16 protein-coding genes are annotated in these 18,292 nt (G+C 43.8%); 14 read left to right on the top strand and 2 right to left on the bottom strand.

The genetic code is table 11. The features are described from left to right. The first annotated feature begins 43 nt into the window (after window positions 1-43). From MHB54_RS27160 to MHB54_RS27145, 4 genes are all read left to right on the top strand, one after another. The gene (locus MHB54_RS27160) at window positions 44-958 is read left to right on the top strand and encodes an arginase family protein (protein WP_071558742.1); all 915 of its coding nucleotides are present in this window, start codon (window positions 44-46) and stop codon (window positions 956-958) included. Window positions 959-1,211: 253 nt separating this feature from the next. Further along, the gene (locus MHB54_RS27155) at window positions 1,212-1,898 is read left to right on the top strand and encodes a cyclase family protein (RefSeq protein WP_264453776.1); all 687 of its coding nucleotides are present in this window, start codon (window positions 1,212-1,214) and stop codon (window positions 1,896-1,898) included. A 574-nt stretch (window positions 1,899-2,472) separates the two neighbouring features. Beyond that, window positions 2,473-3,525 carry a glycosyl hydrolase gene (locus MHB54_RS27150; protein ID WP_071558741.1) on the top strand — a complete coding sequence of 351 codons (1,053 nt, stop codon included), beginning with the start codon at window positions 2,473-2,475 and terminating at the stop codon, window positions 3,523-3,525. A 539-nt stretch (window positions 3,526-4,064) separates the two neighbouring features. Beyond that, window positions 4,065-4,169 (top strand): DUF6254 family protein, encoded by a 105-nt coding sequence (locus MHB54_RS27145; RefSeq protein WP_023988604.1) that lies wholly within the window; start codon window positions 4,065-4,067, stop codon window positions 4,167-4,169. A 324-nt stretch (window positions 4,170-4,493) separates the two neighbouring features. Here the strand turns inward: MHB54_RS27145 and dapA are convergent, their stop codons facing one another. Then, the gene (gene dapA / locus MHB54_RS27140) at window positions 4,494-5,375 is read right to left on the bottom strand and encodes a 4-hydroxy-tetrahydrodipicolinate synthase (protein WP_264454840.1); all 882 of its coding nucleotides are present in this window, start codon (window positions 5,373-5,375) and stop codon (window positions 4,494-4,496) included. A gap of 111 nt (window positions 5,376-5,486) precedes the next feature. Between dapA and MHB54_RS27135 the strand changes: the two genes are divergently transcribed. From MHB54_RS27135 to MHB54_RS27125, 3 genes are all read left to right on the top strand, one after another. Beyond that, window positions 5,487-6,359, top strand: coding sequence for a LysR family transcriptional regulator (locus MHB54_RS27135; protein WP_023988606.1), 873 nt, complete (start codon window positions 5,487-5,489; stop codon window positions 6,357-6,359). A gap of 669 nt (window positions 6,360-7,028) precedes the next feature. Continuing rightward, window positions 7,029-8,051, top strand: a complete 1,023-nt coding sequence (locus tag MHB54_RS27130) for an NADH:flavin oxidoreductase/NADH oxidase (RefSeq protein ID WP_053325445.1) — start codon at window positions 7,029-7,031, stop codon at window positions 8,049-8,051. Window positions 8,052-8,174: 123 nt separating this feature from the next. Beyond that, window positions 8,175-9,200, top strand: a complete 1,026-nt coding sequence (locus MHB54_RS27125; protein WP_445671136.1) for an NADH:flavin oxidoreductase — start codon at window positions 8,175-8,177, stop codon at window positions 9,198-9,200. Between the two features lie 163 nt (window positions 9,201-9,363). Here MHB54_RS27125 and MHB54_RS27120 read toward each other — a convergent pair whose 3' ends face one another. Next, window positions 9,364-10,476, bottom strand: a complete 1,113-nt coding sequence (locus MHB54_RS27120) for a GerAB/ArcD/ProY family transporter (RefSeq protein ID WP_023988609.1) — start codon at window positions 10,474-10,476, stop codon at window positions 9,364-9,366. A 178-nt stretch (window positions 10,477-10,654) separates the two neighbouring features. Between MHB54_RS27120 and MHB54_RS27115 the strand changes: the two genes are divergently transcribed. The 7 genes from MHB54_RS27115 (at window position 10,655) to MHB54_RS27085 (ending at window position 18,276) form a co-directional block, all read left to right on the top strand. Continuing rightward, window positions 10,655-12,184: a spore germination protein gene (locus tag MHB54_RS27115; protein WP_028541285.1), complete on the top strand. Its 1,530-nt coding sequence runs from the start codon at window positions 10,655-10,657 to the stop codon at window positions 12,182-12,184. Next, the gene (locus tag MHB54_RS27110; protein WP_028541284.1) at window positions 12,165-13,388 is read left to right on the top strand and encodes a Ger(x)C family spore germination protein; all 1,224 of its coding nucleotides are present in this window, start codon (window positions 12,165-12,167) and stop codon (window positions 13,386-13,388) included. The genes MHB54_RS27115 and MHB54_RS27110 overlap by 20 nt, the downstream gene beginning before the upstream one ends. 5 nt (window positions 13,389-13,393) lie before the next feature. Beyond that, entirely contained in the window at window positions 13,394-13,624 is a 231-nt protein-coding gene (locus MHB54_RS27105; RefSeq protein WP_023988612.1) for a hypothetical protein, read from the top strand. Between the two features lie 103 nt (window positions 13,625-13,727). Beyond that, a complete protein-coding gene (locus MHB54_RS27100) occupies window positions 13,728-13,874 on the top strand; it encodes a hypothetical protein (protein ID WP_258296893.1) in 147 nt (48 codons plus the stop codon). Between the two features lie 311 nt (window positions 13,875-14,185). Then, on the top strand, window positions 14,186-14,596 hold the full coding sequence (locus MHB54_RS27095; RefSeq protein WP_160790024.1) for a MarR family winged helix-turn-helix transcriptional regulator: 411 nt from the start codon (window positions 14,186-14,188) through the stop codon (window positions 14,594-14,596). A 73-nt stretch (window positions 14,597-14,669) separates the two neighbouring features. Continuing rightward, the gene (locus MHB54_RS27090) at window positions 14,670-16,433 is read left to right on the top strand and encodes an ABC transporter ATP-binding protein (RefSeq protein ID WP_023988614.1); all 1,764 of its coding nucleotides are present in this window, start codon (window positions 14,670-14,672) and stop codon (window positions 16,431-16,433) included. Continuing rightward, window positions 16,426-18,276, top strand: a complete 1,851-nt coding sequence (locus MHB54_RS27085; RefSeq protein ID WP_264453775.1) for an ABC transporter ATP-binding protein — start codon at window positions 16,426-16,428, stop codon at window positions 18,274-18,276. The genes MHB54_RS27090 and MHB54_RS27085 overlap by 8 nt, the downstream gene beginning before the upstream one ends. Window positions 18,277-18,292 lie beyond the last annotated feature (16 nt).

Here is an 18,292-nt window from a genome sequence, read left to right as displayed (position 1 = left end):
CAGTTTATACTAACCTTACTTTTGAAGTAAAGGAGAGAAAAACATGACTAAAAAAACAATACGCCTGTTAATGCCACAATGGCAAGGGGGAAACAATCCTAATTACTCTTTTGGAGCCGAACTGCTTGCTTGGCTAGCTCCGGATAATGAACAACCTCTTATTCATGTTCCAGTTCAAGCTTATAAGGGTACTCCGCTTGAAAACGAAAACGGTATGAATGGGAGAAAACAGCTACTTGAACAGTTAGAGGCTGCTCAGCATATCATTGATGCTCATAAGCCAGATCGCATTGTAATGTTTGGTGGTGACTGCTTAGTGGAACAAGCTCCATTTGCCTATTTGAACGAACGATACGGTGGGGAATTAGGTTTAATTTGGATCGATGCTCACAGTGATTTAGTTAGATATGTGGGCTATGATAACGGTCATACATTACCGCTCGGAAATCTTTTGGGAGAAGGAGATGAGGAGTTCACAAAACATGTGAAAATCCCACTAAAACCTGAAAATGTCTTTATCGCGGGATTAGCGGCTCCTACAGAACAAGAATCAGAAGTCATTTCAGAAGCGTTTCAAAGACTAGATATAGCTCCTGTAGAATCAGACACAGAAATGATTCAAAGACTAGGAATTAAAACTGCAGGAACCAAAGAGTTAACGAATAGTACTGAATCTATAAGAGAGTGGATTAAAGAAAGTGGCATTAAGCACCTAGCTATTCACCTTGATTTAGATGTGCTTGACCCAAAAGCATTTCGTTCTTTATTATTCGCCAACCCTGAAGCACCTTATAATTTTTCTCCTGCGGGAACAATGCAAATGCCTCAGCTACTTAATCTGATTAAAGAACTATCTGAAGAAACAGATGTAGTTGGATTAGGTATAACGGAGCATATGCCGTGGGATTCTATTAACTTAAAGAATCTGCTTGGAGAGATACCTATTTTAATATCTTAGGATAATCGTTTATTATTTTTATATTATCTTTCTTAAAAGGACAATCAAGGAGAAGTGGTCGTACGATTTCAGGAAAGATAGGGCGATTGAATATAAAATATAAATTAAAATGAGGGAGTTGACCTGTAGGGGTATGGTCTTTTTATCAGTTTGTCTGTTTGTACTCCGCTTATACTTTTCGGAAGCTACACATTAGGCGAATATCCCCTATAATAATGGATTCTTAAAACTAAAATTACAGGAGCGTCTTAGTATGTCAAAATACGTTGAAATCGGTTACCCAATATATGAAGGAATGCCTGTTTATCCAGGATTGCCAGAAGTGAAGTTAGAGCCTAGAGAGCGTTTGGACAAAGGGGATGCCTGGAATGGAAGTGTGTTAAGTATGTATCTTCATGTCGGCACCCATGTCGATGCACCGTGGCATCATTTAAATAACGGTAAGGGAATAGATGCTGTTCCGATTGAAGAATTCATCTATCGAAAACCGCTATTAATTGATTGTCCTCTTGATCCGAACGGCTTTATTACCATTGAAATGCTTCAGGAATATGAAGAGCTGCATGAAGCGGATATTCTCATCTTAAATACAAGCTATTGGAAACACCGAGATACGGATTTTGAGAAATACGCTAATAATTTCCCAGCCGTCTCTCCCAAAGCAGCGGAATTCATCCGTAAAAATTTGCCGAACTGCAAAGCTGTGGCCATTGATACCATGAGCATTGAAAATCTGGAAGAAGCCAAAAGAAACGGCTATTTTGTTCACCATGCCTTCTTAGACCATGAAAAATATGAAGAGCCGACAATGCTCATTTACGAAGACATAAACCCTGCACCATTAATTGGTAAAAAGCTATTATCTGCTTTCACAGCACCACTTCGCATTAAAAATCACGATGCATCTATGGTTAACATCATTGTTGAAGTTGAAGAATAAAAGCTAACGAGGAACAATAAGTTGGTGGAACACAGGTGCAGACTTCAGCACTGCAAGGAGAGACAACAACATATACGCATAAGAAGTCGCCATTTTGGCGGCTTTTTTGTTTTTGCGAAAATCTACGCTAAGCCTTCAGATGTAATCGACTTATTTTGATAGACGTTGGTTAGCCGCTATTTATTTCTTTTGATTTTTATAACATGGCGTGTCAAATGTGCGGGCATAAAGTCTTCTATATAGCACATAATAACAATAATTTGAAAAGAATATTTTCATAAGAATGAAAAGGAAAATATTACTTTAAGCATATTCTTATCTCTAACATTCTTTGTGAAGTTGAATGATAGTTGTTATAAGAACTATTTTAATCTATTCATTTGAGGTCGATATAAATGAGCTGCTTTTATTCGTAAAAGTAAAATTTTCTAGGAAGTTGGTATCAACTTCCTAGAATGAAAAATAATGTAGCTTGCAATCAGAAGTGTCATAGGGAGAAATATCACAGTGAAATCAATTAAATGAATACGATGGTAGAAATCGACCAGCCGTTCCTTTAGAGAGGAGGTGGTACATAAGAATATTGGGGATTCTGTTAATCGCTTCGACTTTCTCACAGACAGCATCTGCACATACGGTGAATCCTAATGGACAAGCCACAACCAAGGAAGTGATGAACTGGCTCGCTAATCTGTCATCGGAAAACCGCGTAGTGTCAGGAGCATTCGGCGGGTACACAAATGCGTCATTTTCTATGACCGAAGCTAATCGAATTGAAAATGCAACAGGACAGTCCCCTGCCGTGTATGGCTGTGATTATTCAAGAGGATGGATGGAGACTTCTAATATTGCCGATTCGATCGATTATAGTTGTAACACCGATTTAATCTCTCATTGGAAGAACGGAGGTATACCTCAGATCAGTATGCATCTGGCTAACCCTGCGTTTAACTCTGGAAATTATAAAACCCCAATCTCAAACAGTCAGTATGAAAGAATCCTAGACTCATCAACTGAAGAGGGCCAGCGATTAGACGCTATGTTAAGCAAAATTGCCGATGGCCTTCAGCAGTTAGAAGATGAAGGTGTTCCTGTTCTTTTCAGACCTCTTCACGAAATGAATGGAGAATGGTTCTGGTGGGGACTCACCGACTATAACCAAGAGGATAGCGAACGTATCACTTTATATCAACAGCTTTATAAAAAAGTCTATCATTATATGACCGATACAAGAGGATTGGACAACCTGATATGGGTATACGCACCAGACGCCAACCGAAACTTTAAGACAGACTTTTACCCTGGATCTTCATATGTTGATATTGTTGGATTAGACGCTTATTTCTCAGATCCTTATTCGATTCAAGGATATGACGAGTTAACAGCTCTTGATAAGCCTTTTGCTTTCACAGAAGTCGGTCCGCAGGCAACCAATGGTAGTATGGATTATTCTTTATTTATCAATGCCATTAAAGAAAAATATCCGAAAACCATTTATTTCTTAGCTTGGGATGAGGGATGGAGCCCCGCAGCTAATAAAGGTGCCTACAATCTTTATAATGATGGTTGGACACTGAATAAGGGGGAAATGTGGGAAGGCAGTTCACTTGCATCATTTGCTGAGTAATTGATCATTAGTTCATTAAATAGGACTATGAAGAATACAAGTTCTTCATAGTCTCTTAAAAAACATGTCCTTTAGGGAGTTACAATAACAGCTAATGTATGAACATGATAATATTTTTTATATCACTTACATAACTATTTCTCGGAAACTAGCGGTTCAGCCGATAAGTAGCCTTCTTACACACCTTCCAATCTTTCGGGCGCATCACCGATATTTCTAATTATTTGTGTTGTATTATATGTACTAAATCCTCTTTTCGGAAGGCAAAGGCCGATTTCTAGTATGTTAAGGAGAAATCGGCTGTTTTTTAAAAATTGTTCCCAGTGCAGCGCTTGAGTAGCGCCGTCTGCTCAATTAATGCAATCTCCAGCAAACCCAGAATACATGAAGCCATGCTCCCAGCTATTCCTTTGAAACGGTTTGGAACCCCTGAATTATTACAAAAATCCAACGAATTTAGTTTTATGAATGAACAGAGCTGAGAAATGACAACTTAAGAAAGTAGTATACATCACAATTTCCAAAGGAGGATATCTGTTATGGCTCACCAGAAGAAAAGGAAAGAAGCAGCCTGGAAGTCACGAAAGCAAGAACAGCATCCCCATGGTAAAGTCAAATCGCTCAAGGAGCTGTCCAGCGAATAGGAGTGAGGAGTATACTGCTTGGAAGAGAAGGACTGTCGGTGAAATTCACCGGCAGCCTTCTTTTTGCAATAATTTCGCTTACATAAAGAATTCCCTTAATGCTGCAACTGGATTTACTAACAACCATCTAGCTATTGCTTGTAAGCTTTTCAGATTGCGGACCTCATTAGGATGAAAACACCGATACAGCGTTCTACCATAGAGAGTATCTTCTTAAATTCGTTTTTCTGAAGGTTGTCAGTTCCGGCTAAAAATTGAAGCATCTCCTGTCCAGGAGATGCTTCTTCTACGTTATGATTGGGTAGTCTGAGATAAGCTGATTTATCAGGATACGATTGAATTCAGGAGACCCTGCTTCACCTGATCCGACAGTGGCATAAGTGGCAGACGCAATTGCTCGGCGGCAATAATCTCTTTCTGGGTAAGCCACCACTTGATCGCGGCCGGGGCTGGCTCTGCAAATACATGCTGGATCACCGGTTCCAGTAGCATGAAACTGTCTCGCGACCCGTTTATGTCGCCAGCCACAAAACGTTGGTATATATCCACATACTCCTGGATATTGAGATGAGCGGATGCAAGCATACCACCGGCAGCTCCCTGGCATAGCATGGCATGGAAATAGGCATCCTCTCCGCAGAGGACAGGCTTGGTCTCGTACTGGGTCAATTTTAAAAGCAGATCAAGACCGCCCGTGCTGTCCTTGAGCCCAATTACGCCATCCAGGTCCAGCACTTTGCGTATTGTATCTATTGTCATGCGACTGCCCGTGCGAACAGGAATCTCATATACAAGCACAGGCAGGCCTACACGAGATACGACACGGAAATGCTCCAAGATTCCTTCCTGCGTCGGCCGGTTGTAATACGGAGTGACCACCATGGCTGCATCCGCTCCTAATTCAGCCGCCATTTCCGTCCGATGCACCGTTGAATAAGTATCGTTCGTTCCCGTGCCAATGACGATCGGAATGTTTTTGTTCATGCTCTTCAAAACATCCTGCGTCACCTGAACCATTTGCTTCACTTCATCCCAGGATACGGTTGGCGACTCTCCTGTCGTACCGTTAACGACCAGACCCTGGATGTCATGGCCTGCAAGATAGGTAACATACTTCCGGTACGAATCGATGTCCAACTTATAGTCACGCGTAAAAGGTGTAATCAGCGGTATGAAAATCCCATGAATATGTTGTTCGTTCATCATCATCAGTTATCCCTTCCCGTTGAATTAAATCTAATGTAACATAGGAGACAGCATCAGAGTTATCTATAATAAACGATGATTCTAATCAAAATTTCCGATGGGGTGGCCAGATTGGATTTCATTTATCTTCAAACATTTCGGGAAGTTGCCATTCGTGAAAGCTTTACAAGAGCAGCAGAAGTGCTCGGTTACGCACAATCCAGCGTCACGACCCAGATTCAAAAGCTGGAGAAAACGTATCAAGTCAAATTGTTCGAGCGCTACAGCAACAACAAGATTCGTCTTACCTCCGCCGGGGAAGAGCTATTCAAGCTTGCCGGACAAATGCTGGAGCTTTTTGAGCAATCGAAAGAAAAATTGGCTAAGCAGGGCGGGGGCTCCATGACGATCGGTACTATGGATTCCATCGCTTCGTATTTTCTGCCGCCGTATATGCAGGCGACTCGCAAAGAATACCCTGATCTGAACATACGATTGCATACGGATCGCGAAGAGATGATTTTGCACCAGGTCAGGGAAGGGGAGGCCGATGTCGGGCTGATCCTCGCGGACGATTCAAGCAATCCGGCCTTGCAGTGGATTACGATTCGAGAAGAACCGCTTGTGCTGATTGTCCATCCAAACCATCCGCTTATCGCTAAAGAGCGAATCAGCCTGGATGATCTGGTAGATGCGGAGTGGATTATGCCCGAGCATACGTGCAACTACAGACAACTGTTGGAGAGAGTGCTTCGAGCAAATGGAATCACCTATCGCGTGAGCCTGGAGCTGGGTAATCCGGAAGCGATCAAACGGAGCATCAAAACTGGAGAGGGTATATCCATTCTACCTCTAATGGCTGCACTGGAGGAGATTGAACGGGAAGAGTTGAAGGTGTTACCCTTTGAGCATGCTGAGCTCAAGCTGGAAATTCAGCTTGTTCTTCATCCCAAGAAGTGGGTGTCCAATGCATTGAGCTTTTTTATGGAGAGCATGAGAATGTAGATTTTCCTCCACATCAAAATTAATATACAGTACGAGCGCTTCCTAGTGGATACCAGAAGCGCTCACAGTTTAACGTGCCGAAGAGGATGAGAACTTAGAATGAAAAGAGAAAGCAAAGTTTATTCAAATCATCCACGTATTTTTTTGAAAAATAAGCAATCCATATTTGCATTCAAAACTTGACAGCAAGTAATTTTTTCACTAAATTAAATGCATGCGCATGTTTTTTATTTTGGTAATGTGCTAAACCATTCGGTTACTTAATATTTAATTAGAACAAGATGTCAATGCAGAAGTTCAGTCATTGGTGAATTTCACCATAGACCATTTGGGCCGTGCAGATACATTAATTAATTGCGCAGGCTGCTGCGGAGAATATCACCTATGGCAGTATCCCTCGTAAGGATGTAGCCCATGCCATTGTGGCAGCTTTAGATGAGAAGAACACATACAAGCGAGCTTTTGATCTGATTACTGGTGACGATTCAGTTGTTGATGCATTGCAAAAAATCTGAAGATGAGGACCAACGAGTAAATGGCGTATTTTACTTTGAAGTTTTGAAATCATACCTAAAGTTGACAAATGAAACAAACGTGTTAATATATATGCGTGTGCATGCATTTGATTGATATATTTCATAATATACCTCAGAGAGGAGTCTTTCTCACATGAAAGATTTATTTAGTCCCTATACAATTAAAGGTTTGGAATTGAAAAATCGCGTAGTTATGCCTCCAATGTGCCAATATTCGGTTGACAAAAAGGATGGGATCGCCACAGATTGGCATTATATACACTACGTTAGCCGAGCGGTAGGCGGAGCTGGTTTTATCATGATTGAAATGACAGATGTAGAGCCGGATGGTCGTATCTCCGATTTTGATCTTGGTTTATGGTCAGATGAGCAGATTCCTGCTCTCAAACGGATTGTAGATGCTTGTCACAGCTACGGTGCCAAAGTGGGAATCCAGATCGCGCATGCCGGACGCAAGGCGGAAGATGCTGAAGTTCCTGTAGCGCCATCTGCCATTGCATTTGATGAAAATTCAAAACAACCTCGCGCGCTTACAACAGAAGAGGTTAAAGGACTAGTTGAGAAATTTCGTGCTGCTGTAGCTCGCGCTGTCAAGGCTGGATTCGACACCATTGAAATTCATGGTGCACATGGCTATTTGATTCATCAATTTCATTCGCCGCTTACGAACAAACGGGAAGATAGATACGGTAAAGATCTTACCCTTTTTGGTCGGGAGATCATTCAGGCAGCGAAGGGTGAGATGCCGGAAGATATGCCGCTCTTGATGCGTATTTCTGCCAAAGAATACGTAGAAGGTGGATATGGTATTAAGGAAAGCATTGCTTTTGCCAAGGAATATCAAAAGGCAGGAGTAGATATGTTTGATATTTCATCTGGCGGTGAGGGACCTATAGCTGCATGGGGCAGACCAGGAACTCACGCAGCGTATCAAGTCCCCTTGGCAAAAGAAATCAAAGAAGCTCTGGATATTCCGGTGATGGCCGTTGGAAGACTAGAAGATCCAATTTTGGCGAATGCAGTTATCGGAAATGAAGAGGCCGATCTGGTTGCTGTGGGTAGAGGGATGTTGAGAAATCCTTATTGGTCACTGGAAGCCGCTTCAAAATTGAAAAAAGAAACTGCAATCCCTACACAGTATACTACAGGGTTCTAAGATCGACTGTATGCATTATTGGTTGATCCTGCTTGGGTCAGCAAAATTCGGGACGGAAGATTGGACGATTTAATTTTGTAGAACTAAAAAATAGTGCTGAAAAATCGATTAGGTGTTGCACCTATGACACGCACGAGTGCTTCTCCAGAAGGCTTTGCAACGGATCAAATGGCACAATACTATGCTTCATTTGCACATGGCGGATTTGGTTTGATTATTGTTGAGGGAACCTATACAGATGAGCTGTTTAGTCAGTGTTACTTCAACCAGCCCGGGATGGCCACTGACGAACAGGCTAAATCGTGGGAAAAGGTGGTGGAAGCTGTTCATAAGGCTGGCGGAGCAATTATTGTTCAGTTAGAACACGCGGGTGCTTTATCTCAAGGTAACCGATTCGAATCAAATATATTGGCTCCATCAGCAGTGCAACCACAAGGAGAGCAACTTGCGTTTTATGGCGGTGAAGGAGCTTTTCCGATGCCTGTGGAAGCAACGAAGAAAGATATTGAAAACGTAATTCAGGGATTTGTGAATGCTGCTGTTCGTGCCAAATCAGCTGGATTTGACGGCGTAGAAATTCACGGTGCAAATGGTTATTTACTGGATGAGTTTCTTACGGACTATACAAACCAGGGAACGGATGAATACGGAGGTTCCCTCAGCAATCGTGTTCGTTTATTGGTTGAGGTATCGAGTGCAGTTCGGCAAGCCGTAGGAGAAAACTTTATAGTTGGGATTCGAATCTCCCAAGGGAAAGTAAATGATTATGAGCATAAGTGGGCTGGTAAAGAAGAAGAGGCAAAAGTGATTTTCCAACAGTTAGGACAGTCGGGGCTTGATTATATCCATGTCACGGAATATGAGGCTTGGCAACCAGCCTTTCCAGACAGTAGTAGACAATCTCTTGCTGAGCTTGCCAAGAAGTATGGAAACATTACAGTGATGGCTAATGGACACCTGGAAGATCCATCTAAAGCAAGTCAGATGGTCGAAAATTGTACAGCCGATATTATTACTTTGGGCAAAGGAGCTCTTGCTAATCATAATTGGCCTGTCAAAGTTAAAAATGATGAACTGCTAGCTATATTTGACCAGGAAAAGATTTTAAGACCGAATGCAACGATAAAGGACTTTGAATTGGTCGATTAAGAAAAAAGTACGTCCTTTAGACCTTCTGTAAAGTACTCTATCAAGGTACTCTACAAAAGGTCTAATTGAATGAACTCTGCGATCACGGAGAGCATGGAAGATGGAAGAAGGTTTGCAATTGTGGAGGGAGAAGTGCGTAAGATTGCCGAATATGCCCCGAAAGTTACGTTAGCTGGTTGTTGTGACTGATACGTTTCCTGATATGATAAACAACGAGCAGGATTAACGGGAAAGCGATGGCATGGGTGAAATCCCAATCTACCCAGTAGGCGGGGATCTCCTTGACGTAGAAAATAATATTTTTTGCAATCAGATGCGACAGTCCGTAAATCAGAAATGCCACTGGAAAGATCAATGGCCGATAGGATTTTAGCTTTAGTAGCTGAGCTGTCCCCAAAACAAATGCGTAAAAGAAAAGCGCTGTTTTGAAATAGGTGCTAATGATCCACGTGGTGGCCATTAAAGCCTCAATCCGCTGCAAAAAATTGGCAATGTTGATTCTCTGGGCAAGAATATAGGCAGCGTAAAATTCGTGTTCTGAGAAATATGCCCCGAGTACTGTTAGGGAGAGAAACAAAATGAGGTTGAGTCCAACAGCTCCGATCAACAAAGAAATGAATATATTGCGGCTCGTATTGCTTTGTTTTTGGACATAGGGATACACCATGAAGAACACGCACATTTCTCCAAAGGGATAAAATACACCGAACATAATGGTGTGCAGCATGTCAGGAAACGATGTATTCAAAATAGGATGGATACGCTCCATCTTGACATCGGGGAACAGGAGAACGATTAGGCAAATCAGAAAAAACGCAAAGAAAGGAAAAAAAATCTGGGCTGCTCTGCCCAGCGTTTCAAGACCCAGCCGCAAGCCATACACCAACAGAAAAATCGCCATGAAGCGAATGACCCCGCCGGGTGTCCCTTCGTAAATCTGTGTGCACATGAAATCTTCGATTTCTCTGATATAGGTGGAGGCTGCAATCAGGAAAAAGAATAAATAACTCAACGCTACAGCTCCACCCACCCATTTTCCTAATACTTGTAATGAAAGCTCAATAATCGTTTTAGTTGGATCAATATTTGATGTAGATATCATCAGCTTTACGCATGCAAGTCCTAGCGGAATACTAATCAAGGCGGCAATCCACGCATCCTCGTGGGCTCCGGTTGCCATTGCTGCAGGATACACAAGTGCCATTTCCCCGATTAGCGAGAAAAGTCCAAGTAACATCATTTGAGCCGTACTGATCCGGTCTTTTTCAAGATTCATGAGATTCCTCCAAATCTGCTGCAAACTGCCCCTCAAGTTTTCTTTTGTCATTTCCTTTAGTATGTGATTTTATAACATAATTATTAATTGATAGTCGAAAAGGAATGTTAAGGGGATAATTATCAAGTTCTTCTGTCATACTATTTGTAGTTTGCTCACGGAATGCGGAGGTTGTGACATGAAGGATACAATTACTGGCACATTATCACACCGCTTGGAGGACAATTTGGTGCAGTTGGTTCAACTGCTCGGGACAAGCACCGATTTGATCACTAAAAAGCTGGAATTGGATGAGTCTACGCATATCGCTTTGCTTTATATTGATGGTCTTGTGGATACACAGGTTCTGCATAATTCCATATTATTTTCGCTTCAGGAACGTTGTACCCCTGACCAAATGAGAGATCTTGATGCTAATCAGAAGATTGAGCTTTTGCGAAAACGTATGCTGATTGCGGGGGATCTATCCGTCACGCATGACCTTGGGCAATTTGTTCATGAGCTGTTATCCGGTAATATCATGGTGCTGGTTGACGGAACATCCAGCGCCCTACGGATCGGACTGCCTGGATGGGAGGACCGCAATGTAGGCGAACCAAGCTCACAATCAGTTGTACGTGGGCCGATGGAAGGGTTCACGGAAAATATGCGGACAAACACGGCGCTGATTCGAAGGAAAATTAAAGATAGCCAGCTATGGCTAGAAACCTTCCAAATTGGTAAGGTGACTCAAACCAGTGTATCCATTATGTATCTCGCCAACATCGCTAATCCTGACCTGGTGCAGGAGGTGAAGCGCAGATTGGCCAAAATAGATACGGACAGTATCCTGGAGAGCGGATATATTGAGGAGTTTATTCAAGATACGGCTGCTACGCCGTTCCCCACGATCTATAACAGCGACCGGCCGGATACTATCGCAGCGGGAATCCTGGAAGGCAAAGTGGCGATTCTTGTGGATGGAACCCCCTTTGTCCTGTTGGTGCCTACCTTTTTTGTCGCTTTTTTTCAATCTGCCGAAGATTATTATCAGCGGGCCGATATTGCCACCTTGCTACGGTTCATCCGTTTTCTTTCCTTTTTCATTACGTTGCTTGCGCCTTCATTTTATGTGGCGGTTACGACTTATCATCAGGAGATGATCCCTACCAATCTGGTTATCAGCCTTGCCGCACAGAGAGAAAGCGTTCCTTTTCCTGCATTTGTGGAGGCAGTACTCATGGAATTAACGTATGAGATTTTGCGGGAGGCGGGAGTGAGGATTCCAAAAAATATAGGGCAGGCGATATCCATTGTTGGAACACTTGTAATAGGACAGGCGGCGGTTGCCGCGGGCTTTATCTCATCAGCAATGGTTATCATTGTATCCATTACGGCCATATCCAGTTTTGTGATACCAGAGACGGGCATGTCGATCGCTGCAAGAATCATTCGCTTTGTTCTTATCGGACTAGCTGGCTTTATTGGACTATACGGAATACTATTCGGTATCTTTTTAATCGTGCTGCATTTGGCGAGTCTGCGTTCTTTTGGCATGCCCTATATGAGTCCGATCGGTCCATACCGTTCAAATGATCTGAAGGATTCCATCTTCCGCTTTACCTGGCCGCGTTTAAAGACAAGGCCGGCAGAAAGTATGATTCAAAATCTTGACCGTCAAAGCACAACCAAGCAAAAGGAGTCGGCAGATGAGCCCAAAAAACCGTAAAACTGTTTCGCGACTGCTGCTTACCCTTTTGGTCCCTATGCTGCTCAGCGGGTGCTGGGAAAGACAGGAGTTAAATGAAATGGCCTTTGTGCTGGGAATGGGGCTAGATAAGGCTGAATCTGGCTATAAGGTTACACTGCAGGTGGTTATTCCTTCAGCAATTGCCTCGCAGGCGGCGGGAGGGACGGGAGGTGCCGGGGTGCCAGTGATTGTATCTACCTTTACGGTCCCAACGATTTATGAAGCCCAGCGCAAGTACAGTCTGGAAAGTGCGAGAGCCGGCTACTATGGACATATCCGTATACTGGTGATTGGAGAGGAGCTTGCCCGGGCAGGAATTAGCGAGGCACTTGATATGATGAAGCGGAGCCGAGAGCCGCGTAATGATTACTATGCCATGGTCGCCAAAGACACCACTGCCGAAGATGTTCTGAAGGTCCTTACCCCGCTAGAGAGATTGCCGGCAAGTAAATTATATAATTCCCTGGACAAATCTTATAAGACATCGGGCAAAACAGTCGCTGTTTCTTTGAACCAATTTATTGAAGATTTGTTGTACGAGGGGAAGAATCCGGTGCTAACCGGAGTGAAGATGTCCGGCAGTGTTAGTGAGGGCGAAAAGAAGAGCAATGTGGAAGATAGCTCGCCCACAGCCAAATTACAGTACAGTAATATAGCCGTATTTCGGAAGGATAAGATGATCGGGTGGTTAAGCGATAACGAGACGATTGGCTACAATTATATCACCAATAACGTTGTCAAAAGCTCAGGTTCTGTAATAGGAGACGACGGACGGCCCATCGTCATTGAAGCACTTCATACAGACACCAAACGTAAAGTCAAGATTATTGACGGTGAACCACATATTTACATCCATGTAAAGGCCTTGTGTAATGTTGAAGAGGTAATGAGCAAAGATAATCTGGAAGCAGAGCGCGTGATTACAGGGCTGGAAAGGAAATCGGAAGAACGAATTATCTTGCGGATGAAAACTGCAGTTAAGCAAATTAATGAGCGCTATAATGTGGATATTATGGGCTTTGGACAGTTGATCTACCGTGCCAACCCCCAAGCTTGGGCTAGGCTACAACAGAAAAAAGGGGACAATTACCTAAAATCGCTACCTATCCATTACAAAGCCAGCGTGTCGATTAACCGAATTGGTATTACAGACAAATCTTTTATTGAAGATATCAAGGAGTGAGCGCAATGGTGTTACTGCTTTTTCTGGCAACAGCAGCGGTTTGTGCGGTCATCGATGTGCCTTTGCTGACACGAGGAAGCAGGCGCCGTGACCTTCTGGTCTGGGGCTTGTTTTGGATCACGGGCATTGGTGTAGTGGTCTGCTCCTTGTACAAAATCAATGTGCCGAGCCCATTGCTTCTGGTCATGATGATCTATAAACCGGTTAACAATCTGTTTACATCCTGGTTTTATTAGGTTGTAAGGAAATTCACCTTTTGTAGCTCGGAAAGCGCTCCGTTCCTAATAGTTTGATCTTGTTGATATCATGGGTCACAGTTGAGTGGCGGGAGATGGTTGCTTGAACAGCGAAATGCTGCTATCAGAAATGCTTTTAAAAATAGTAGTAGTATCTTTGATTTTAATGGTAGAAGTGAATGTTGGTAAAAGCAGCAGCAGTCTAAGACTTTATTTTTCAAGTCCTAGTGAGCTGCTGCTTTACTTTTAGAAGCAGTCTCTTACATATCCCCGATAAGTGAGAAAAGCCCAAGTAATATTATTTGAGCCGTACTGATCCGGTCCTTTTCAAGATTCATGAGATTTCTCCATATCTGTTGCAAACTGCTCCTCAAGTTTTCTTTTGTCATTTCCATTGGACTTTTGTGTAGAAAAATTGGTAAAAATGCAAGCTGGTTACGAAGGTTTTTTTGTATTCCATATTTTCTCTAATTGACTTTGTAACCCGACATTATTATTATCTTATACTATAAGATTAATTATCTCATACTATAAGGTATTAGGGAGAAGGTGTTGTGACCATTGGATTATAAAGCATTAGCGAAAGAACTATTCGAGTATATCGTCAAATCGCGGAAACCAGCATTAGAGGAACGAGGGCACTTTTCACGTGGCGAAATGGGGATTCTCATTTGTCTGAATTTCAATAAGGACGGGGTTACCTCTGGCCACTTGAGCGAATACTTGTCCGTTAGTACGGGACGGGTGGCAACGGCACTGAAGAGCCTGGAGAAGAAAGGACTAGTTGTACGGCGTACTGATGTCAACGACAAACGTAAAGTGATTGTATTCATTACGGATTCAGGTAAGCAATTTATGATTGATAGGTATAATGAAGGAATCGCATGGACCGAGAATGTTCTTCGAAAGTTAGACGAAGAAGATGCCAAAGAACTGATCCGACTCATTAAGCTTATTGTCTCTAGAAGCTGAATTTCTATGCAGAGCAGGATGCACTATACTTCACCAAACATCAAAGACTATCAGATAAAAGGAGAGCAACAGAATGCTAAAGATATTCAAATATCTCAAGAAAAATGAATGGATGCTTGTGGTTTGCAGCCTAGCCTTCATCGTTGTGCAGGTGTGGCTTGATCTGAAGCTACCTGATTATATGGCGGAAATCACGACCAAGCTGCAAACGGAAGGAACGCCTGTGTCAGAACTGCTGATTCCCGGCAGTTACATGTTGTTTTGTGCCGTCGGCAGTATGATTGCATCTATTATTGTGGGATATTTCGCGGCAAAGGTGGCTGCAGGGCTGGCTATGCGTCTGCGTGCGATGGTCTTTGACAAGACCTTATCCTTTTCAATGGAAGAGATGAATAACTTTTCGACGGCAAGCCTCATTACCCGCTCCACGAACGATGTTACGCAGATTCAAACGGTGGTTGCGCTGGGGCTGCAGGTGATCATCAAGGCACCGATTCTGGCCGTGTGGGCCATTGTGAAGATTGCGGATAAAAACTGGCAGTGGACCGCCTCCACAGGAGCGGCCGTGGCTGCTCTGATCCTGATGCTAAGTGTCATTGTTGTTTTCGCTCTTCCAAGTTTCCAGAGAATCCAGCGTCTCACCGATAATCTGAACAGGGTAACACGTGAGCATCTGATCGGACTTCGGGTAGTACGCGCTTATAATGCAGATCAGTATCAGCAGGAGAAGTTCGAGCAGGCTAACGTCGAGTTGACGAATACAAACCTGTTTGCGAACCGTTTAATGACGATGATTGGCCCAGGTATGACCTTTATTATGTCAGGTCTGAGTGTCTCTATCTATTGGATCGGCGCTTACCTGATTAACGGGGCGGCCGTACCAGACCGCATCACGCTGTTCTCCAATATGGTCGTATTCTCCTCTTATGCAATGCAGGTGGTTATGGCCTTTATGATGGTAAGTATGATATTCATCCTGATGCCTCGCGCCTCGATCTCTGCCAAACGGATCATGGAGGTTTTGAATACCGAATCCAGCATCGTTAATGGGCATGAGACGACTGGAGAAGAGAGCGTTATGGGGCAAGTGGAATTCCGTAATGTCAGCTTCAAATATCCGGACGCGGAGGAGGCCGTGCTTCGCAACATCAGCTTCACGGCGAAACGAGGCGAGACGGTTGCCTTTATTGGCGCTACAGGCAGTGGCAAAACCAGCGTGATCAATCTGATTCCCCGTTTCTATGATGTGACCGAGGGAGAGGTACTCGTGGACGGTGTGAATGTCAGGAACTATAATCAGCAGGCACTCCATAACAAAATCGGGTATGTTCCTCAGAGAGCTGTACTGTTCAACGGTACGGTGGTATCCAACGTTTCGTACGGTGATAACGGAAGAGCAGGAGCTTCGGAGAAACTTGTCAAAGAAGCCGTTGGTATTGCTCAAGGAACGGAGTTTGTCGAAAAAATGGATGGTCAATATCAGGGTAGAATTTCGCAAGGTGGAGCGAATGTGTCCGGTGGTCAAAAGCAGCGGCTGTCCATTGCGCGTGCCATCTACCGTCAGCCGGAGATTTATATTTTCGATGATTCCTTCTCGGCACTAGACTACAGAACAGACCGGATTCTGCGCTCCGCTCTCAAAAAAGAAACCGGCCACGCTACGACACTTATCGTTGGTCAGCGCATAGGTACGATCAAAGACGCTGATCGGATTATCGTGCTGGACCAGGGAGAGATTGTAGGGAGCGGCACGCATGAAGAGCTGATGACGAACTGCAGCACCTATCAGGAGATCGCATATTCGCAGCTTTCGAAGGAGGAACTCATACATGGATAAGAATGAACACACCGTCGACAGCCAGCAAATGAAAATGAATCAGGGAGGTCCCATGGGTAAAGGCCCTGCGGGGGGCAAGGGTGCTGGTGAAAAAGCGAATAATTTTAAAAAGACCATCAGCCAGCTTGTATCCTACAGCAAGGCCTATGTGCCTATGATTGTACTAGCTATGGTACTGGCCCTGGTCGGCTCCACCCTCAACGTGATTGGCCCGGATAAGCTCAGTGATATTGCCAACCTGATTCAGGAAGGAATCGTAACCGGGATTGATGTAAGTGCTGTTCAGAAGATTGTTCTTGTATTGGCGCTTTTATATGGATTTGGTCTTATCTTTAACTATTTCCAGGGCTTCATTACAGCAACCGTCTCACAGCGTCTTACAAAGAAGATGCGGACAGAGCTGTCTCGAAAAATCGATTATATGCCTTTGAAGTATTTTGACTCTACGAGTTACGGTAATGTGCTTAGCCGCGTAACCAACGATGTCGATACCATCGGACAAACGTTAAACAACAGTCTCGGCACGCTTGTCGGTGCACTGGCTACCTTCGTGGGCGCCTTGATTATGATGCTTTATACAAACTGGATCATGACCATTACCGGAATTGTAGCTACGCTGATCGGCTTTTGCCTGATGAGCGTGATTATGAAGCATTCACAGAAATACTTTGTAGCACAGCAAGCGGAGCTTGGCCAGATCAACGGTCATATCGAAGAAACCTATGCTGGTCATAACGTAGTCAAGGTATATAACGGGGAACAAGCAGCCAAGGAAGTGTTTCATGGCATTAACAGCCGCCTATATACAAATGCATGGAAGTCCCAGTTCATGTCTGGTCTGATGATGCCAGTCATGATGTTCATTGGAAATTTTGGTTATGTCGCGGTTTGTGTCGTGGGAGCTTTGCTGGTCAACCAACAGACTATAACTATCGGAACTATTGTCGCCTTCATGGTGTATATTCGTCTGTTTACACAGCCCTTGTCGCAGCTGGCACAGGCCGCAACCAATCTGCAGTCGGCGGCTGCCGCCAGTGAACGTGTATTCGAATTTCTGGGTGAAGAAGAATTGGCAGATGAGCGTCACAAGACCATAAAGATGGACACCGCCAAAGGGGATGTCGAATTCAAACATGTCCGTTTCGGCTATAATACAGATCGTATGATTATCAAGGACTTTTCCATGAAAGCTGAAGCTGGTCAGAAAATTGCCATTGTTGGTCCGACAGGTGCTGGTAAGACCACGCTCGTGAATTTGCTCATGCGGTTTTATGAGCTGAACGATGGAGAAATCTACATTGACGGAACCCCGATTAGTCAATTAACGCGTGAGAATATTCATGAATTATTCTGTATGGTGCTTCAGGATACCTGGCTGTTCGAAGGAACGATTCGTGACAATATCGTCTTTTCCAAAGATCATGTTACCGATGAGCAGGTGGAAGCTGCTAGTAGAGCGGTGGGGCTGCACAGCTTCATTAAAACACTGCCGCAGGGCTATGATACAGTGCTGGACGACAAAGCCAATCTCTCCGCCGGTCAAAAGCAATTGATTACCATTGCAAGAGCGATGATTGAAGATTCACCCATGCTCATTCTGGATGAGGCCACAAGCTCGGTTGATACGCGTACGGAATTGCTGATTCAACAAGCGATGGACCAGCTGACTGTGGGGAAAACCTCCTTTGTGATTGCTCACCGACTTTCGACGATCAAGAATGCGGATCTGATTCTGGTCATGAAGGATGGTGACATTATCGAAATGGGTAACCATGAGGAATTGCTGGCTAAAGGCGGCTTCTATGCTGATCTATACAACAGTCAGTTTGAACATGCATCCTAAAAGTAACTGCTTGAAA

The sequence above is a fragment of the Paenibacillus sp. FSL M7-0802 genome, assembly GCF_038004945.1.
GTDB lineage: Bacteria > Bacillota > Bacilli > Paenibacillales > Paenibacillaceae > Paenibacillus > Paenibacillus polymyxa_B.
The sequence above is the reverse complement of the archived record's forward strand: the minus strand, read 5'-3'. Positions and strand labels throughout refer to the sequence as shown.

Bases quoted from the DNA above. Each gene is read 5' to 3' on its own strand.
- MHB54_RS27105 (WP_023988612.1), top strand. From the start codon at position 13,394: ATGGTGTTACTGCTTTTTCTGGCAACAGCAGCGGTTTGTGCGGTCATC.
- MHB54_RS27090 (WP_023988614.1), top strand. From the start codon at position 14,670: ATGCTAAAGATATTCAAATATCTCAAGAAAAATGAATGGATGCTTGTG.
- MHB54_RS27120 (WP_023988609.1), bottom strand. From the start codon at position 10,476: ATGAATCTTGAAAAAGACCGGATCAGTACGGCTCAAATGATGTTACTT.
- MHB54_RS27130 (WP_053325445.1), top strand. From the start codon at position 7,029: ATGAAAGATTTATTTAGTCCCTATACAATTAAAGGTTTGGAATTGAAA.
- MHB54_RS27110 (WP_028541284.1), top strand. From the start codon at position 12,165: ATGAGCCCAAAAAACCGTAAAACTGTTTCGCGACTGCTGCTTACCCTT.
- MHB54_RS27155 (WP_264453776.1), top strand. From the start codon at position 1,212: ATGTCAAAATACGTTGAAATCGGTTACCCAATATATGAAGGAATGCCT.
- MHB54_RS27085 (WP_264453775.1), top strand. From the start codon at position 16,426: ATGGATAAGAATGAACACACCGTCGACAGCCAGCAAATGAAAATGAAT.
- dapA (WP_264454840.1), bottom strand. From the start codon at position 5,375: ATGATGAACGAACAACATATTCATGGGATTTTCATACCGCTGATTACA.
- MHB54_RS27125 (WP_445671136.1), top strand. From the start codon at position 8,175: ATGACACGCACGAGTGCTTCTCCAGAAGGCTTTGCAACGGATCAAATG.
- MHB54_RS27145 (WP_023988604.1), top strand. From the start codon at position 4,065: ATGGCTCACCAGAAGAAAAGGAAAGAAGCAGCCTGGAAGTCACGAAAG.
- MHB54_RS27160 (WP_071558742.1), top strand. From the start codon at position 44: ATGACTAAAAAAACAATACGCCTGTTAATGCCACAATGGCAAGGGGGA.
- MHB54_RS27115 (WP_028541285.1), top strand. From the start codon at position 10,655: ATGAAGGATACAATTACTGGCACATTATCACACCGCTTGGAGGACAAT.